Origin of the sequence: Bradyrhizobium sp. AZCC 2289 (assembly GCF_036924615.1) — a bacterium.
In the GTDB taxonomy this organism is placed as follows: Bacteria; Pseudomonadota; Alphaproteobacteria; order Rhizobiales; family Xanthobacteraceae; genus Bradyrhizobium.
Genome location: NZ_JAZHRY010000001.1, coordinates 8407457 through 8424522 on the forward strand (window position 1 = coordinate 8407457; position 17066 = coordinate 8424522).

16 protein-coding genes are annotated in these 17066 nt (G+C 61.2%); 7 read left to right on the plus strand and 9 right to left on the minus strand.

Annotated features, from left to right (window positions below):
* Positions 1 to 24: 24 nt before the first annotated feature.
* The 3 genes from V1289_RS39470 to V1289_RS39480 are packed head-to-tail and all read left to right on the plus strand — an operon-like array spanning position 25 to position 2955.
* Positions 25 to 990, plus strand: a complete 966-nt coding sequence (locus V1289_RS39470; protein ID WP_334404458.1) for a Bug family tripartite tricarboxylate transporter substrate binding protein — start codon at positions 25 to 27, stop codon at positions 988 to 990.
* Between the two features lie 4 nt (positions 991 to 994).
* Positions 995 to 1891, plus strand: coding sequence for an amidohydrolase family protein (locus V1289_RS39475; RefSeq protein ID WP_334404459.1), 897 nt, complete (start codon positions 995 to 997; stop codon positions 1889 to 1891).
* A gap of 14 nt (positions 1892 to 1905) precedes the next feature.
* Positions 1906 to 2955: a hydroxyacid dehydrogenase gene (locus V1289_RS39480; RefSeq protein WP_334404461.1), complete on the plus strand. Its 1050-nt coding sequence runs from the start codon at positions 1906 to 1908 to the stop codon at positions 2953 to 2955.
* Between the two features lie 337 nt (positions 2956 to 3292).
* Here the strand turns inward: V1289_RS39480 and ilvD are convergent, their stop codons facing one another.
* The 3 genes from ilvD to V1289_RS39495 form a co-directional block, all read right to left on the minus strand.
* Complete coding sequence (gene ilvD / locus V1289_RS39485) at positions 3293 to 5134, minus strand: dihydroxy-acid dehydratase (RefSeq protein WP_334404463.1); 1842 nt, start codon at positions 5132 to 5134, stop codon at positions 3293 to 3295.
* A 361-nt stretch (positions 5135 to 5495) separates the two neighbouring features.
* Entirely contained in the window at positions 5496 to 6227 is a 732-nt protein-coding gene (locus V1289_RS39490; RefSeq protein ID WP_334404465.1) for a hypothetical protein, read from the minus strand.
* Positions 6228 to 6391: 164 nt separating this feature from the next.
* Positions 6392 to 6877, minus strand: a complete 486-nt coding sequence (locus V1289_RS39495; protein ID WP_334404467.1) for a hypothetical protein — start codon at positions 6875 to 6877, stop codon at positions 6392 to 6394.
* A gap of 743 nt (positions 6878 to 7620) precedes the next feature.
* On the opposite strand from V1289_RS39495, the gene V1289_RS39500 reads away from it, so the two are divergent.
* Positions 7621 to 8798, plus strand: a protein-coding gene (locus tag V1289_RS39500) for an IS3 family transposase (RefSeq protein ID WP_442896122.1) whose coding sequence is annotated in 2 segments (ribosomal slippage) — positions 7621 to 7912 and positions 7912 to 8798 — 1179 coding nt in all. Because the reading frame shifts where the segments join, the coding sequence is not laid out codon by codon here.
* 305 nt (positions 8799 to 9103) lie between these two features.
* Here V1289_RS39500 and V1289_RS39505 read toward each other — a convergent pair.
* The 6 genes from V1289_RS39505 to V1289_RS39530 all read right to left on the minus strand — a co-directional run bounded on the left by V1289_RS39505 (position 9104) and on the right by V1289_RS39530 (position 13949).
* Positions 9104 to 9976, minus strand: coding sequence for an ABC transporter ATP-binding protein (locus V1289_RS39505; RefSeq protein WP_334404471.1), 873 nt, complete (start codon positions 9974 to 9976; stop codon positions 9104 to 9106).
* Positions 9973 to 10878 carry an ABC transporter permease gene (locus tag V1289_RS39510; RefSeq protein ID WP_442896123.1) on the minus strand — a complete coding sequence of 302 codons (906 nt, stop codon included), beginning with the start codon at positions 10876 to 10878 and terminating at the stop codon, positions 9973 to 9975. Before V1289_RS39510 ends, V1289_RS39505 begins: the two co-directional genes overlap by 4 nt.
* Positions 10875 to 12296 carry an ABC transporter substrate-binding protein gene (locus V1289_RS39515; protein WP_334404473.1) on the minus strand — a complete coding sequence of 474 codons (1422 nt, stop codon included), beginning with the start codon at positions 12294 to 12296 and terminating at the stop codon, positions 10875 to 10877. Before V1289_RS39515 ends, V1289_RS39510 begins: the two co-directional genes overlap by 4 nt.
* A 181-nt stretch (positions 12297 to 12477) precedes the next feature.
* Complete coding sequence (locus tag V1289_RS39520) at positions 12478 to 13260, minus strand: Crp/Fnr family transcriptional regulator (protein ID WP_334404475.1); 783 nt, start codon at positions 13258 to 13260, stop codon at positions 12478 to 12480.
* 92 nt (positions 13261 to 13352) lie between these two features.
* Positions 13353 to 13658 (minus strand): DUF971 domain-containing protein, encoded by a 306-nt coding sequence (locus tag V1289_RS39525; protein ID WP_334404477.1) that lies wholly within the window; start codon positions 13656 to 13658, stop codon positions 13353 to 13355.
* Positions 13659 to 13784: 126 nt separating this feature from the next.
* Complete coding sequence (locus V1289_RS39530) at positions 13785 to 13949, minus strand: hypothetical protein (protein ID WP_334404479.1); 165 nt, start codon at positions 13947 to 13949, stop codon at positions 13785 to 13787.
* Positions 13950 to 14049: 100 nt separating this feature from the next.
* Here V1289_RS39530 and V1289_RS39535 point away from each other — a divergent pair, with 100 nt between their 5' ends.
* The 3 genes from V1289_RS39535 to V1289_RS39545 are packed head-to-tail and all read left to right on the plus strand — an operon-like array spanning position 14050 to position 17040.
* Positions 14050 to 15792 carry a fumarate reductase/succinate dehydrogenase flavoprotein subunit gene (locus V1289_RS39535; RefSeq protein ID WP_334404481.1) on the plus strand — a complete coding sequence of 581 codons (1743 nt, stop codon included), beginning with the start codon at positions 14050 to 14052 and terminating at the stop codon, positions 15790 to 15792.
* A gap of 34 nt (positions 15793 to 15826) precedes the next feature.
* Positions 15827 to 16060 (plus strand): 4Fe-4S dicluster domain-containing protein, encoded by a 234-nt coding sequence (locus V1289_RS39540; RefSeq protein WP_008141081.1) that lies wholly within the window; start codon positions 15827 to 15829, stop codon positions 16058 to 16060.
* A 2-nt stretch (positions 16061 to 16062) separates the two neighbouring features.
* On the plus strand, positions 16063 to 17040 hold the full coding sequence (locus V1289_RS39545; RefSeq protein ID WP_334404483.1) for a HEAT repeat domain-containing protein: 978 nt from the start codon (positions 16063 to 16065) through the stop codon (positions 17038 to 17040).
* Positions 17041 to 17066: the final 26 nt, after the last annotated feature.

Below are 17066 nucleotides of genomic sequence, written 5' to 3' on the forward strand. Positions count from 1 at the left end.
AACGAGAACATCGGGAGGAGTATCATGGGAAGCCGGATCCGGATGGCTGCCGTCGCGTCGGTCATGCTCGCGTCGGCTGGCGCGGCATCCGCGCAATCATTTCCCTCCAGGGCCGTGCATATTTTCGTGCCCTATCCCGCCGGCGGGGGCGTCGATGTCCTCGCGCGTACGCTGGGCGACGTGGTCTCAAAGCAGTGGGGACAGTCGGTCGTGGTCGAAAACCGGCCGGGCGCCGGCGGGCTGATTGCGTCGCAGGCGCTGGCGACGTCGCCGCCGGATGGCTACACCCTGATCGTCGTCGCCAGCGGGCATGCCACCAATGCGTTCCTGTATCCCAAAATTCCCTACGATACGTTCCGGGATTTCACGCCGATCTCGCTGCTGGCGTCGTCGCCCAATGTGCTGCTGGTGCGGGCGGATTCGCCGTTCAAGACGCTGGGCGACATGATCGCGGCGGCAAGGGCGAAGCCGGGGAGCCTGTCCTTTGCCCACGCCGGCACGGGAACGTCGACGCATCTGGCCGGCGAGCTTTTGAAGAACCTCGCCAAAATCGATCTCAACGCCATCCCCTATAAAGGCGGTGCGCCGGCGATCAACGACCTGCTCGGCGGGCAAATCCCGATGTCGTTCAACAACGGCCCGGAATCGATCGGACAGCTGCAGGCCGGCACCGTACGCGCCCTTGCCGTCACCACGGCCACGCGCGCGCCGTTCCTGCCCGACGTGCCCAGCATGTCGGAGGCGGTGCCGGGCTATGACACCGAAGTATGGTGGGGCCTGCTCGGACCGGCCGGCATGCCGCCGGAGCTACTGACAGAACTCTCGCATGATTTTGTCGCAGCGGTGAATACGGACTCGGTCAAGGAGCGCCTGACCAAGCTCGGCGCCGTGCCGATCGGCAGCACGCCGCAGCAATTCGATGCCAAGATCCATGCCGACTACGACAAATGGGGGCCGATCATCAAGGCCGCCGGAATGACAGCCGAATGACGCGGTGGCACATCAGATGATTCCCGCCTGCCTGCCGCCGCGCGAGGTCAGCCGCCCGAAACAGCCGCTGCCGCCAAACGCCTGCGATACTCATGCCCATGTGTTCGGGCCGGGGGATCGCTTTCCCTACGCGGAGGATCGCAGCTACACGCCGCCGGATGCAGCGCTGGAAAAATATCTCGCGATGTTAGATGCGATCGGCTTTGCCCGCGGCGTACTGGTGCAGGGCAGCGCGCATGGCCACGACAATTTCGCGATGCTGGACGCGCTGAAACGTCAGCGCGAGCGCCTGCGCGGCGTCGCGGTAGCCGATGCCGATATTTCACCGGCGACCTTGCGCGAGTGGAGCAGGCTTGGCGTGCGCGGCCTGCGCTTCAACCATTTCTTTCGCGGCGGGCAATTGCATTATCGCGGCGGCGTGCCGCTCACCGCGGCAGAAAAGCTTGCGCCGGTCATGGCCGAACTCGGCTGGCATCTTCAGCTCTGGATCGATGTGAAGGATTTGCCGCAGACGATTCCGCTCCTGAAATCGTTCGGCCTGCCGGTCGTGATCGACCACATGGGCCGCACCGACGCCCGCGCGGGCACCGGCACCGAAGGTTTCCAGAGTCTGTTGCGCGCGGTCGGCGACGGCTGGTGCTGGGCGAAACTGTCGGGCGCGCATCGCCTTAGCCAGAACGCGCCTGATTATCCCGACGCGCGGCCGTTTCACGAAGCGCTGGTGAAGGCGAATCCGGAAGTGTTGGTGTGGGGCGGCGACTGGCCGCATCCGCGCGTCGAGGGCGAGATGCCCGATGCCGGGCATTTGCTCGAATTGTTTCAAGCCTGGACGCCGGATCAGGCGGCGCAGCAGCGCATTCTCGTCACCAACCCCGCAAAACTCTATGGCTTCCCTCACTGAAAGTCGTCCAGCCAATGTCCGTGAATAACAAGCGCGTCTTCTACGTCAAATATCTCGCCCATGAGATCTATGCCGAGATTCTCAAAGCCCGGCCGGATGTGCGGCTCGACCGGCTGGAGAATGAAAGCCCGGATGACCTCACAGCCCCCATCCTGTCCGCCGCGCACGCCTATCAGATCGGTGCGGCACGCGACGAACTGGCAAGACATTTCCATGTCGATCAGGACCTGCTGCGGCGGGCGCCGAATTTGCTGATCGTCTCGTCAAACGGCGCGGGATTCGATCCCGTCGACGTCGACGCCTGCACGGCGGCGGGCGTGCTGGTCGTCAATCAATCCGGCGGCAACGCCAATTCCGTCGCCGAGCACGCGCTGGGAATGTTGTTGACGCTGTCGAAACGTATCCTCGAGGCTGACCGCGTGCTGCGGCGCGAGGCCAACGTCAATCGTAATGCGCTGATCGGCAACGAAGTCGGAGGCAAGACCATCGGCATTGTCGGGCTCGGCAATGTCGGCCGCCGCATCGCCGAACTCTGCAAGGGCCTGCTCCATATGAACGTGATTGCCTACGACCCCTATCTCACGGCGCAGGAAATGGCCGCGCGGGGCGGGGAGAAGGTCGAACTCGACGATCTCCTGCGCCGCTCGGACTTCGTGTCGATCTCTTGCCCGCTGACCAAGGACAATCGCGGCATGATAGGCAGCCACGAATTCGCGTTGATGCAGCCGCATGCCTTTTTCATCACCACCGCGCGCGGCTTCATTCACGACGAGGCCGCGCTGGAGGATGCGCTGCGCCACAAACGCATCGCCGGCGCCGGCCTCGACGTCTGGGCCAAGGAGCCGCCGTCGCCGGACCATCCGCTGCTGCAGTTCGACAATGTGCTGGCCAGTCCGCACACGGCCGGTGTGACGAAGGAAGCGCGAATGAACATGGGCAAGATCGCCGCCGAGCAGATTCTCGACGGGCTCGACGGCAAGCGGCCGCCGCGTATCGTCAACCCCGAGGTCTGGCCCGACTACGCCAAGCGCTTCGAACGGACGTTTGGCTTTACGCCGAAATAGCGGCTCCGGCGGGTAAAATCCGGGGGAGAAGATTTTGTCCGCCGCAGGCTCGATCGCGGCAATAAATCCACTACGAATTGCCCTCGGGGCGAAGCGGCTGTTGCTATTTTCGCTGTAGTCTCGACTAGTTAGCTGCCAACGACCATTTTCCTGATCCACCCGGCGTTCTCGGGGCAAAAGGAAAATGAGATGCGACAGGTAACTTCATTGCTGCGCGCCGCGCCCGCCAGGATCGGACGCCGCCTGGCCCAGATCGTCGCCATCGCCGCCGCCAGCCTGCCGGCCGCGGGCGCCTGATCGGCGCAGACTTCACCTCAGGCTTTTCGATTCCCCTCGATCACTCCGGCACGACGCGCACCGCGCCACGCGCGGCGCTGGTCGCGAACGCTGCATAGGCCTTCAGGGCGGTCGTCACCGCGCGCTTGCGTGGCGCCGGTTTCCAGGCGGCCGCGCCCTTCGCGATCATGGCCTCGCGACGCCGGTTGATCTCGGCGTCCGGCACGGCCAGGCGAATGCTGCGGTTGGGAATGTCGAGCTCGATCACGTCACCCTCTTCGACGAGTCCGATCAAACCGCCTTCGGCGGCTTCCGGCGAGATATGCCCGATCGACAGTCCTGATGAGCCGCCCGAAAAGCGGCCGTCGGTGATCAGCGCGCAGACTTTGCCCAGTCCCTTCGACTTCAGGTAACTCGTCGGATACAGCATCTCCTGCATGCCCGGACCGCCGCGCGGACCTTCATAGCGAACCACGACGACGTCGCCCGCCTTCACCTTGTTGGTGAGAATGGCCTCGACGCTGGCGTCCTGGCTTTCGAAGATGCGGGCGGGACCGGAGAATTTGAGAATGCTCTGATCGACGCCGGCCGTCTTCACGATGCAGCCGTCCTCGGCCAGGTTCCCGGACAGCACGGCAAGTCCGCCGTCCTTCGAGTAGGCGTGCGCGGCATCGCGAATGCAGCCCTCGGCGCGATCGAGATCGAGTTCGTCGAAACGCTCGTTTTGGCTGAAAGCCACCTGCGTCGGTACGCCGCCGGGCGCGGCCATGTAGAAATGCCGGACCTTTTCGCTTTGCGTGCGGACGATATCCCAGCGATCGAGCGCGTCGGCAAGCGTCGCACTGTGGACGGTCGGAAGGTCGGTGGTGATCAGCCTGGCGCGATCCAGCTCGCCCAAAATGGCCATGATGCCGCCGGCGCGATGCACGTCTTCGAGATGGACGTCGGCAACCGACGGCGCGACCTTGCACAGCACCGGCACCTTGCGTGACAGCCGGTCGATGTCGCTCATGGTGAAGGGGACCTTGCCCTCGTGGGCCGCCGCCAAAAGATGCAGCACGGTGTTGGTCGAACCGCCCATCGAAATGTCGAGCGTCATGGCGTTCTCGAACGCCTTGAAGCTGGCGATGCCGCGCGGCAGCACGCTGGCATCGTCCTGTTCGTAATGGCGGCGGGCGAGATCGACGATCAGATGCCCGGCCTCGACGAACAGGCTCTTGCGATCGGCATGCGTTGCCAGCACCGATCCGTTGCCCGGCAGCGCAAGGCCAAGGGCTTCCGTCAGGCAGTTCATCGAATTGGCGGTAAACATGCCCGAGCAGGAGCCGCAGGTCGGGCAGGCCGAACGCTCGATCTCCTCGACTTCGGCGTCGGTCACCGAGCTGTCGGCCGCGGCGACCATGGCGTCGATCAGGTCGACCGCGCGCTTCTTGCCCTTGATGACGACCTTGCCGGACTCCATCGGGCCGCCCGAGACGAAGACGGTCGGAATGTTGATGCGCAGCGACGCCATCAACATGCCCGGCGTGATCTTGTCGCAATTGGAGATGCACACCATCGCGTCGGCGCAATGCGCATTGACCATGTATTCGACGCTGTCGGCGATCAGCTCGCGCGAGGGCAGGCTATAGAGCATGCCGTCATGTCCCATCGCGATACCGTCATCCACCGCGATGGTGTTGAATTCCTTGGCGACGCCGCCGGCCTTTTCGATCTCGCGCGCCACGAGCTGGCCGAGGTTCTGCAGATGCACATGCCCCGGCACGAACTGGGTGAAGGAATTGACGACCGCGATGATCGGCTTGCCGAAATCCTCGTTCTTCATGCCGGTGGCGCGCCAAAGGCCGCGGGCGCCCGCCATGTTGCGGCCGTGTGTAGTGGTGCGGGAACGATAGGGGGGCATCCTAAATCCTTGGGCTGTCGGCGAATTTTTGGGTCTTATGCCCCCGCCGGCCGCTGGATTCAAGCCACGAACGCCGCATGCTAGCCCGCACCGGGCGCATTCCGGAGCGGGCCCCCCGGGAATATCGGGTTGCCATGGCGGCCTTGGCGGCCGTCCGGAGCGGTCCGTCGTGAGGACGCCCTCGGGCGTGTACTCATAAATCCGGGACGCCCGTGAGTTTAGCGATGTCCGCTTTGCCCTCGGAAGCGGACATTCGGGTTAGCCTAAAGCATGTCTGCTTTGGGCCACTTCCGGACATGCCAGTAAACTAGAGCGGTCCGCCTAGTTTAAAGCCCATTTCACTGGGCTTCCAGGTTTCGCGTCAGCGTCGCCGGGAAACTATGCGCTCAATATCGGCCGCGCATTGATCGTTTAGAATATCACTAAGCTTACCTACGTCCTTGATGCCGAAGTACACGTTGCAAGGTGTCTCGGCCAAATGGAAGTAAGCCAACCTCCGCCAGAATACTTTCACGTATCTGCCGTCACGAAAAACTGGCTCAGATTCATATATGCCGTCTCTGAGCCCGCCGAACGAGCCGACATTGAGGCGGACGCTTATATTTCCGTAGTTCCACAAGCCGGCATAGACACGAGCGCCGTTGAGATGTCTACAGTCATAGGCAGCAAAGCCATCCGTATCGGCGACGCTCTTGAAGTACCTAAGCCATCTGACGAACATTCTTGTCTGATCGATTTTTACGATCATTCGTTCTGTCGTGAGAATATACGCAAAGGCCCCGCCTATGCGCAGTACGAATAGCTGAGGTATGAAGGCAAATATGACTATCACACAGACAACTATCCATCGTCCTCTTACGAGCCCTTCAATGGCGTGTTGCTCCGGTGTTAGCGTATAGATCCCATGATACGCGAAAAGCGCCAGGCAAAACGCTCCCCACGTAGGAACTGTCGTTGAGCAGAAGAAAGAACTGAACCATCCTGGCGTGCCGATCCAGAGCACGCGCTCGTCTTCACTCAGCTTGGGTGTCACCCCAGAGGCGTCGATCAGGTCTTTGGGCGGATCGAATACCGACAGACCACGCTTAATCATTGATAGAAATCTCACCTGCAAGGCGCGGTCGAAGGTCGAAATTGTCCCGCTGCGTTTGAACCTTAGCACAGGCTAGACAATGATGCACGCTCTGCGAGTATTCGCCTCAATCCATCATTGCTAATGCTGGCGACATCTCGGGCTGGGCTTGATTATCGCCCATATCAATCCTCGATGTCAGCAATCTGCCTGAGGACGATCACGACGGCGATGACTAAGCCAAGTATGCCGCCAGCAATTCCGGCTAGACCAGAACCAAACGCGCCACTCACATCACGGTCGGATAAAGCGAACGCAACGATTTCAGCCGCGAACCCCATTCCCAGCGTCAGCGCAATTATGATCGCGATGGACTTGACAAATTCGACTGCAAATCGAACGGGCATATCGTTCCTCCGACGCCGCGTCAGTTGGTTAGGATCGTCGAGGGCTTCGATGTCTCGTTTGAGTTCTCGCCGCACCATCAGTACAAAAAGTAGCACCCAACCTAAAAATAAGGCCAGCCCCAGGTAGATGTTGTAGGTAGCTCCCCATACGGCTAGAAAAAAGCCGAACCAAAAAAAGACCTCGCCACAAACGTAAGCTATTGCGCCTTTGGCGCGGTCGGCCAAAGACAGGTTGCTTTTGGGGTCGAAATTCGCCAGCCGCATCGCCTTGCCCTTTAACGCGCCTCGCTTCCTGCATCGGCCACTCAATCCACTAAGATGTAGAGCGCCGGTTGTAACGTGCAACCCACCGCATGCGACGCCTCCAAAATAACGCCAGAGGTCGCCTTAGGGTCAAAAACGGAAGTCGCGGCCTTGCGGCGGGATGTCTGCTTTGCCCCCGTGAGCGGACAATCGTCAGGCTGTCTCGGCATGTCCGAGAAGTGCCAGGAGCGGACGTAAGGTCAAGATCGGGAAATGATAGCAGCCCCAAACCCGGTATCTTAACCAGGTTGTTAGTGATTGCCGTTACTCTTTAGGGTCGAAACAGGCCAATACCCGCTCGGCCAACGAAGAGAACCCACCGATATGGGACCGCTGAAAATCTAGCTAATTATCTTGGGCTTCTTTGGAGTTGCGGCGTCGGTCTTCTTGGCTGAATCGTTTCTCGCCGATTGCGTGTTCGAGTATGCTTTTGGGCAGGCCGGTACGCCTTTCCGCTCTGCCCCTATCCCGTCACCACCTATTACCGCCGAGCTGCGCCATGCGCGCGTACCAAACATCTGGTCACCTGCCGGTCGCAGTAGTTCATGCATTTGTTATCATTCGTCCCACCACCGGGGTTGACACAACTGCCCACGCAATTTGCGGCTTGATCCTCACATTGCGCTGCATCTTTCACTGCTTCTGTGAACCTCCTCCGAATTGATGGACACCTGTAGTAGGCTCGAGGAGCCAGGAGGTGTCGGATGGAAGCACGTCAACGTCGGTCGTTTACGAACGATTACAAGCGGCAAGCAGTCGATCTGGTGGCTTCGAGCGGTCGCTCGATCGGATCGGTGGCCAAGGAACTTGGCCTGCGCGATTCCGTATTGCGGCGCTGGGTGGAGCAGCGTGGGGCTGGGCGGGAGCCGACGGCACCGGCGCGGCGCCCCACAACGCAGGCGACGGTGCCGTCGGCGGACCACGCGGCGGAGATCGCTCGTTTGCAGCGAGAGAACGAACGGCTGCGCATGGAGCGCGACATTTTAAAAAAGTCGATCGCGATCTTTGCTGGGACGCGGACATGAGATTCCGTTTCATTGAAGATCGCCGCGCTGACTACCCGGTGTCACTGATGTGCGACGTGCTCGGTGTCTCGCCGGCCGGCTACTATGCCTGGCGAGCGCGCCCGGAGAGCCGGCGATCCGCCGCCAATCGTGCGCTCGTCGACGACATCGAACGGGTCCACCGCGAGGCCTGCGGACGCTATGGCAGCCCGCGCATCCATGCCGAGCTGAAGGCCCAGGGCCGCGGGGCGAGCCGCGGTCGCATCGAGCGACTGATGCGCCGTCACGGGATCAGGGCCATCATGGCGCGGCCACGCCGGGTGCGCACCACCGACAGCCGTCACGACTTCCCGATTGCCCCGAATCTGCTCGAGCAGAACTTCACCGCCGCCGCGCCGAACCGGATCTGGCTCGCCGACATCACCTACGTCGAGACTGATCAGGGCTGGCTCTATCTGGCCACCGTCATGGACCTGTACAGCCGCAAGATCGTCGGCTGGGCGATGGCGGATCACTTGCGCGCCGACCTGCCATTGGCGGCTTTGCGGATGGCCATTGCAGCACAGCGGCCTGGTGCCGGCCTGATCCACCATTCCGATCGGGGCGTTCAATATGCTTCGGCGGAGTATCGCAATATGATGCAGTCTGCCGGCTTGCGGGCCTCAATGAGCCGCAAGGCCAACTGCTACGACAATGCCCCGATGGAAAGCTTCTTCCACACTCTCAAGACCGAGCTCGTCCATCACCGGCATTATGCAACACGGCAAGAAGCCACACGTGATATCTTTGCCTATGTCGAGGGCTTCTACAATCGAACGCGTCGTCACTCCGCCATCGGCTATCTCAGCCCGATCGAGATGGAGCTAAAAGCAGCTTAACCCTGTCCATTTTTTCGGGGGAAGATCATCTGCCTGTGAGTTGAGGAGCACTCCGATGCCTATGAGGGTGATCGCGAAGAAAAGGTGCCGTGCCATGTTCGAACCTCCAAAGAAAGGTGAGCAGGCCACTCTAAATCCTAACCTCTCGACGAGGCTAAACCTACTTTTTTCTGATCAGGCCCTTGGGCGGCGGGTTGGCTATTGCTGGTCGTCCGAGTTGGGTCAAAAGGCGAAATTCCGGAGTGACCAGTGCATGTCTGCTCTACGCCCAAAAGCGGACATCGCGCATTTATGAGTACACGCCCTTAGAGCACGTCGGCCAGGGATTGCCCGTGCAGGTCGATATTCAGTCCCTGCATGCCGAGATCGCTGATTTCGCCGCCCATCGCTTTCAGGCTCTCCTCGCGGATCAGCGACATCAGGCCGCGCCGCAGCCCCAAAAACTCTGACGACATCATCATGGATTGCTGCCGCGGCCGTTCCAGCGGAATCGGAATTTCGGCCTTGATCGAGCCGGGGCGCGCCGTCATGCAGTAGACGCGGTCGGACAGAAAGATCGCTTCGTCGATATCGTGGGTCACGAACAGCACCGAGATCTTCAGCCGCTGCCACATGTTGGTGAGGATCTGCTGCATGATGACGCGGGTTTGCGCGTCCAGCGCTCCGAACGGCTCATCGAGCAGCAGCACCTTTGGCCCGGTCGCCAGCGCCCGCACAATGCCGACGCGCTGTTTCATGCCGCCGGAAAGCCGGTCGGGATAATGTTTCTCGAACGCTTCCAGCCCGGCTATTCCGAGCAAGGTGCGCGCGGCCCGCTCGCGGCGCGAGCGCTCCATGCCGCGCATCTTCAATCCGAATTCGACGTTCTCGCGCACCGTCTTCCAGGGGAACAGCGAATATTGCTGGAACACCATGCCGCGTTCCGCGCTCGGTCCCTTCACCTCTTCGCCGTCGACGGTGACCGTTCCCGCGGTAGGTTTCAGGAATCCCGCGACTGCGTTCAGCAATGTGGATTTGCCGCACCCGGAGGGCCCGACGATCGAGACGAATTCGCCCGGCTTGACGTGGATCTCCGTGTCGGTGACCGCGGCCACCGAACCGTCGATCGTCTCATAGCTGAGCGCGAAATTCTTGACCTCGATGTGGCCTTGGGCGGTTTTGGCTTCGATCAGGCTCATGTGCGCCCCCATGGCATTGCCAGCTTTCCGGCGGATCGGATCAAGAGACTGGACAACAGGCCGAGCACGCCGATCGCGATCATGCCGAGCGCGATGTCGGCGTACTGGACCAGCGAATAGGCCTCCCAGGTGAAGTAGCCGATGCCGTATTGGCCGGAGATCATCTCGGCGGCGATCAGCGAAACCCAGGCTACGCCCATCCCGACGGTAAGCCCGGTGAAGATGTGCGGCAGCGAAGCCGGAAAGTACACCTCGCGGAAGATCGAAGCTTCTTTGGCGCCGAGGCATCGCGCGGCGCGAACCAGCACCGGGTCGACCAGCGACATGCCGTGCAGCGTATTCACCAGGATCGGAAAGAACGAGCCGAGGAAGGTGATGAAGACGATGCTCTGCTCGTTGGTCGGCCACAGCATGATCGCCATCGGCACCCACGCGATCGCCGGGATCGGCCGCAGCACTTCGGAAACCGGGAACACGACCTCGTGGATCAGCTTGAAACGGCCCATCACGAGGCCGAGCGGCACCGCGACAAGGGCTGCGAGCGAGAAACCGAAGATGATCCGGCGGCAGCTTAAGAGGACGTGCAGCAGGAATTTGGGGTCGTGGATCGCCTTGGTAAAACTGGCGTAGACCGCCAGCGGCGAGGGAACGTTGGTGAAGCGGACGAAGAACACCACGCGGTATTTGGTCAGGAGGTGCCAGACGATCAGGAATGCGACCAGCGAGATCACGCCGATCAGCATCGCGCGCATGCGCTCCTTGTTGAGCCGGAACCAGCGCCCGGCCAGGACGCGGAGCGTGACGGGATCGATCACCGGCGCTGAGGTGGGCGGCGCCAGCTCGGCCGTGGTCGCGGATGTCTCGCTTTCGGTTGGTTGTCGCACGAGCGAGGGGCTGCTCACGTCTTGCCTCCGGTCACGGCCGACTTCACGGCATCCTCGAACCCGAGCACCTTGCCGTTGTTCTTCGCAGCGTAAGCTTCCGCATCCTTCTTCAACAGGAACGGCGCGATGTCGCCGCCGGCGACCGCAAAGAAGGCCTGGTCGGCGAACAATTTGATGCCGCGCGCGGTATCGAAGACGTAAGCGACGTTGATCTTCTTGCCCTTGGCCTTGAAATCGGCGTAGGCGCCGAGCGTGCAGGTCGTGCTGCTGAAGGGGAGGATTCCCTCGTCGTCGACCCACACCTCGCCGGATTTGCGGGGATCGGCGATCGGCTTCTTGCAGAACTTGTCTTCGCCCGAAATCTCGTAGTTCCTGGCGTTGGCGAGCTGGGCGTCGTAGTCCAGTTTCATTTCGCCATAGGCCTTGCGGATGAAGCTGTCGTCGACCCATTTCCTGGGATCAAACTCCTTCATGCGTCCGAGATTCTGCAGCACCTTGACGTCGGTTGCCGCGGCCTCGATCAGGGCCGGCTTGATGGTGGGATCGGCGGTCATGTTGCCGCTTGGGCCCAGGAAGATGTAGACGACTTCCTTGGCGATGCCGGTCCATTCCTGGATTTTTTCGGCCGCAAGTTTTGGATCGGCGCGGAGCCACTGGTTGGCGGCGATAATCGCCTTGATGTAGGCGGTCACGACCTCCGGATATTTATCGGCGAAGTCGGTGCGGACCACGACGCCGTGCCAGGTCGGCAGGTTGGTTTCCACGCCGTCGAAAATCTTGCGGGCAAAGCCGCGAAACGGCAGCAGTTCGGCGAACGGAACGAAGTCGGCATGCGCGTCGATCTTCTTCTCCTGAAGGTTGGTCGAGCCGACATCAGGACTCTGGCTGACCAGCTGGAAGAAATCCGCGGGATAGCCGCGGTCCTGCATGGCCTTGAGGACCATGCCATGCGCTGCGGATCCGAAGGGAACGCTGACCAGTTTGCCCTTGAGGTCCCCGAGGTCGTAATAGGGCGAGTCCTTGTGCACGACGATGCCGTTGCCGGAGCCGGACAGGCTGTAGGCGGCAACCGCGATGAGGCGGCTCTTGCTTTCAGGATTGCTCTCGAAGGTGAAGCCGTTCACGATGAGCGGATAATCTCCCATCATGCCGAACTGCAGCTTGTTGGCCATCATCGCGTTGGTGACGGGCGGCCCGGATGTAAAGTTCTGCCATTCGAGTTCGAACTTGATGTTGGCGTATTTGCCGTCGGTCGGCAGGTATTTCTCGAACAGATGAAGCTGCCGAATCACGGTGCCGGCCGTCACCGTATTGGTCGTGGTATCCTGGGTTCCGATGCCGATGCTGATGGTTTCCGCCTTGGCCGGCTGCGCGAGCGCCAGGGCCACGGCCGCTATGGACATCGCTGTCGAGAGTGTTTGAACGTGGCGGACCATTTTCATCCTCATTCGGTTGGATGTGCTGCGGTCCCCATGTTTGGTTTGGGGAGGCGCTCCCTGCAAATGCGGACTTGTGGTCATAGTCGATTAGTTGCCGTCAAAAGCCGGTTGCATACTCGTTGGGCAGTTTTGCCGGGCAAAGCCGCTTGCGTGTGCATCGCTTTTAATCCGAGGCTTGTTAATCAGAGGCTTGGCCCCGCATCTCCTCCAGAACATTGGGAAGACAGACGACGATCTGCGACCGCTTCGTCAGGACGATTCGCTTCTCCTGCATTCGCTTCAGGCTGATCGTGACCCATTGCCGGGTCGCCCCCACCATGTGCGCGAGGTCGGCATGGGTGAAGGCCGCGGCGATCACCGTTCCATCGGGATCTTCGACGCCGTAGAGATCCATCAGGTGCAATAGCAGGTGCGCGAGCCGCTGGGTAATGGAACGGGTTCCCAGCATCTGCGCCAGCGCCGAATAGCATTTGCCCTTGAAGGCAAGCCCCTCGATCAAGCCGATGGCAAGGTTCGGTATTTCGCCCGCGAGCGTTCGCAGCTCCTTGCCCGGCAGCTGCACGACGCTGCAATTGCTGGAAGCAATGCCGGACCATTGATGAATGCCGTGGTCGAATACCTCCGGCCCGCCGACGAAATTACCGGCATGCCAATAGGCCAGCGTGATCTCGCGCCCGGCCGGCGAGGAATAGAACACCCGGATTCGGCCGCTTTCGATCAGAAAAATGCCGTCGTGTTTCGCGCCCTGACTGAACAGCGTCTGTCCGCGGTTGAGGACCTTTCGGCGTCCTTGCTTCAGAACGGTTTCCCGCTCGCGCAGCGTCAATTTCTCCATCAGGGAGGGCGGACCGCCGATCGATTGCTGGTTCTCGGTCAACAGCAGGGACGAACCCGATTTCGCCTTGGTCGCCGCGGCCGAAGGCGGGCTTCCGCCCACCGTGTTTGTAGCCTGCAGCAACATTGCCGGTCTCCAGATCATTTATAGCTGATCTAAAAAGCAGCAATCTTCGTGCCAGATTGAGTCGGGGAACGAGAACAAAAAGATCAATTAAATCAATGATCGGTCAGGCTCGCTAGATAACTTTTGGGGTAGATTCCGCGATTGTGCCCATCCGAGAAGCAGATATTCAGGCCGTAGCCGAGGTCGGCGACTTCCACGATCGCGATCCCCGGGAAGTGCTTCGGAAAGCGCTCGTCGAACCGGGCGCGGGTGCAATGGGCGCATTTGCAGAACAGCCGGAGCTTCTCCGCGCTGAGGGTGGTGCAGGATCCGTCGGCTGCGATCATGGAGAGTGAGGCGAGATCGGCGCTCACCTCGCAGGTGAATGAGTCGGTCGCTGGCGGTGCCGTCATCGACATCTGAATATCCTTCGCTGTTGACGTTATGTTGCGGCCGATGGCGTGGATAGCAACTAATTGCCGGTGAGCGCGCGAGACGCAGCACGAACATGCTGCATCACGGATGTTTTAGATGATCGCGTCACTTTAGATGATCGCGTCACGCTCACCTTCACAAAATTGGAAACTAATCGACCGGAAATCAAAGTCCGGCGTTGCGCGACTTTGGTTTCCTAGGGAACGTTGAGCCAATGTGTTTGCCTGTTTGTTGATCATGAAGCTGGCTTCGATTTCGGCAAACGGGCCAAACATTGGCATTCTCTCTTCGGCGACAACTAATTGCTATCGCCGGAGGGACAACTGAACAAATCTGCTGACGACGGCGGCGACTGCGCCGAACCAGGAGCGAATGATGGCAATGGATGAAATCGTCGACGGGCTTTCGGAAGTTTCCTGCGATGTGCTCGTGATCGGCGGCGGCACCGCCGGGCCGATGGCCGCGCTGAAAGCAAAACTGAAAAATCCCAAGGCGAATGTCGTTCTGCTCGAGAAAGCCAACGTCAAGCGGTCCGGCGCCATCTCGATGGGTATGGACGGGCTGAACAACGCCGTCATTCCCGGCTACGCGACGCCGGAGCAATACACCAAGGAAATCACCATCGCCAACGACGGCATCGTCGACCAGAAGGCGGTCTATAAATACGCGCAGAATTGCTTTGACATCATCGAGGAGCTCGACAGTTTCGGCATCCGCTTCCTGAAGAACGAGAACGGCGACTACGCGGTCAAGAAGGTGCATCACATCGGCACCTATGTGCTTCCGATGCCGAACGGCGAGACCGTGAAGAAGGCGCTCTACCGCCAGCTCCGTCGGGCGCGGATCCTGATTTCGAACCGCTACATGGCGACACGTCTGCTGACGGCGAGCGATGGACGCGTCGCCGGCGCCATCAGCGTCAACACCCGCACCGCGGAAATCCTGGTCATCAAGGCCAAGTCCGTGATTCTCTGCATGGGTGCTGCGGGACGTCTCGGCCTGCCGACCTCAGGCTATATGTTCGGCACCTACGAGAACGCCGCCAATTCCGGTGACGGTTACGCGATGGCCTATCATGCCGGTGCAGCACTTGCGAACCTCGAATGCTTCCAGATCAATCCCCTGATCAAGGATTACAACGGGCCGGCCTGCGCCTATGTCGCGGGTCCCTTCGGCGCGTTCACCGCGAATAACGAAGGATCGCGGTTCATCGAATGCGACTACTGGTCGGGCCAGATGATGCTCGAGTTCTACAACGAGCTGTTGTCCGGCAAGGGGCCGGTGTTCCTGCAGCTCAAGCACCTGCATCCGAACACGATCGAGGAAATCGAATCCACCTTGCACAAGGTCGAGCGGCCGACGCGCGGCCTGTTCCAGAAGGGACGGGGCACCGACTATCGAACCGAATCGATCGAGATGCACATCTCCGAGATCGGGTTCTGCTCGGGACATAGCGCCTCTGGCGTGTTCGTCGACGATTTCGCGCGCACCACGGTGCCGGGGCTCTATGCCGCCGGCGACATGGCCAGCGTGCCGCACAATTACATGCTCGGCGCCTTCACCAACGGCTCGGTCGCCGGCATCGACGCGATGGAGTTCGCCGACAACCACGATTTTGCCGAGTTCGATGCCGCCGACGTCGCCAAAGAACGCGACCGCGTCATGGCGCCGACCAAGCGGGAAGACGGCATCCCGCCGAACCAGATCGAATACAAGGCGCGCCGCCTGGTGAACGACTATCTGCAGCCGCCGAAGGTCACGCGCAAGTTCGAACTGGGGCAGCGCCGGCTGGCGGAAGTTCGTGAGGATATGGAGCAGCGCATGATCGCGCGCAATTCGCACGAACTGCTGCGCGCGCTGGAAACCCAGTCGATCCTGGATTGCGCCGACATGGCCGCCCACGCATCGCTGTACCGCGAGGAAAGCCGCTGGGGCCTCTATCACCTCCGGACCGATTTCCCGGAGAAGGACAACGAGAACTGGTTCTGCCACACGCTGCTCAGCAAGCAGGACGGCAAGATGACCAGCGAGAAACGGGATGTGGAGCCCTATGTAGTTCCGATCGCCGACGACGAGAAGGATCTCTACGACAAGCAACGCATCCGTGCCAGCGCGTAACCGCACTGCAACGAAGCAACAGGAGATTTAACACATGCCTCTCGCCAGCTATCAGACCTCGGTGCCGGTCGTCGTCGACGATGCCAAATGCATCGCGGACAAGGGCTGCACCGTCTGCGTCGACGTCTGTCCGCTCGACGTGCTGCGTATCAGCGACATGACCGGAAAGGCCTACATGGCCTACGACGAGTGCTGGTATTGCATGCCGTGCGAGGCCGATTGCCCGACCGGCGCCGTCACCGTCAACATTCCCTACCTGCTGAGGTAACCATGTCGGGCCCTTTCGAATCCTACGACGATCTCGAGGACGCCGATGAGCGCCTTCAGGCCGCCGATCCGGCGGAACGTCGCGTCGCCATCATTGCGCTCGGCCATTCCGGGGATCCGGCTGCGGTGGGACATCTCGCCAATATGGTCTCCGACCCCGACGCCGGCGTGCGTCAGCAGGTGGCGATGGCGCTCGGGGAATTCGACGGGCCGGAATCCGCGACTGCCTTGGCGAGACTGCTGGTCGATCCGGAGCAGGCGGTGGCGTCGGCTGCAGCCGACAGCATGGCCGAGTTCAAGGACCCGGCCTGCGCCGACGCGATATTGCCGCTGGTCAAGCACGGTCACGCCTTCGTCCGCATGGGCGCGCTGCGGGCGCTAAAGGAATTGCGGCGCAAGGATACGCTGAAACCCGCGCTCGAAGCGCTCAGGGACATCGATGCCGCGGTCCGCGTGCAGGCGATCGGCGTCATCGGCTTCCTGAAGCTCGAAGAGTCGATTCCCGCGCTCACGGCTTCCACCGGCGATTCCGATTCCCATGTCCGGCGGGCGGCGGTCAGCGCGCTGGCGTTTTCGCAGATGAAGCCCGCGGCCGAATCGATCACCCGCACGCTGGGGGATGACGACTGGATGGTCCGCGAGATGGCGGCGGAGACGCTTGGCCAGAATGCCAACGGCTCGGTGGCGGCGGATCAGTTGATAGCAGCGCTGGCGGACGATTTCTGGCAGGTGCGGCTGAAGGCGATCCGAAGCCTCGGCAAGATGAAGATCGAGCGGGCGGTCCATCCGATCGGCAAATGCATCACCCACGAGCAGGCCAATCTGCGCAAGGAAGCGGCCGCGGCACTGGGCGAGATTGCCGACGCAGCGGCCGAACCGTATCTCGTGCTCGTGGCCAATGATCCAGATCCCGAAGTCAGGAAGAACGCGCGCTGGGGGCTGCAGCGGATCGCCGCCGGCAAGGCAAAATCAGGCGCGTAGTCGCCTCTTGAAGCCACGATAGTCCG

Bases quoted from the DNA above. Each gene is read 5' to 3' on its own strand.
- V1289_RS39515 (WP_334404473.1), bottom strand. From the start codon at position 12,296: ATGGTCCGCCACGTTCAAACACTCTCGACAGCGATGTCCATAGCGGCC.
- ilvD (WP_334404463.1), bottom strand. From the start codon at position 5,134: ATGCCCCCCTATCGTTCCCGCACCACTACACACGGCCGCAACATGGCG.
- V1289_RS39520 (WP_334404475.1), bottom strand. From the start codon at position 13,260: ATGTTGCTGCAGGCTACAAACACGGTGGGCGGAAGCCCGCCTTCGGCC.
- V1289_RS39470 (WP_334404458.1), top strand. From the start codon at position 25: ATGGGAAGCCGGATCCGGATGGCTGCCGTCGCGTCGGTCATGCTCGCG.
- V1289_RS39525 (WP_334404477.1), bottom strand. From the start codon at position 13,658: ATGTCGATGACGGCACCGCCAGCGACCGACTCATTCACCTGCGAGGTG.
- V1289_RS39495 (WP_334404467.1), bottom strand. From the start codon at position 6,877: ATGCGGCTGGCGAATTTCGACCCCAAAAGCAACCTGTCTTTGGCCGAC.
- V1289_RS39530 (WP_334404479.1), bottom strand. From the start codon at position 13,949: ATGTTTGGCCCGTTTGCCGAAATCGAAGCCAGCTTCATGATCAACAAA.
- V1289_RS39545 (WP_334404483.1), top strand. From the start codon at position 16,063: ATGTCGGGCCCTTTCGAATCCTACGACGATCTCGAGGACGCCGATGAG.
- V1289_RS39505 (WP_334404471.1), bottom strand. From the start codon at position 9,976: ATGAGCCTGATCGAAGCCAAAACCGCCCAAGGCCACATCGAGGTCAAG.
- V1289_RS39480 (WP_334404461.1), top strand. From the start codon at position 1,906: ATGTCCGTGAATAACAAGCGCGTCTTCTACGTCAAATATCTCGCCCAT.
- V1289_RS39535 (WP_334404481.1), top strand. From the start codon at position 14,050: ATGGCAATGGATGAAATCGTCGACGGGCTTTCGGAAGTTTCCTGCGAT.
- V1289_RS39490 (WP_334404465.1), bottom strand. From the start codon at position 6,227: ATGATTAAGCGTGGTCTGTCGGTATTCGATCCGCCCAAAGACCTGATC.
- V1289_RS39540 (WP_008141081.1), top strand. From the start codon at position 15,827: ATGCCTCTCGCCAGCTATCAGACCTCGGTGCCGGTCGTCGTCGACGAT.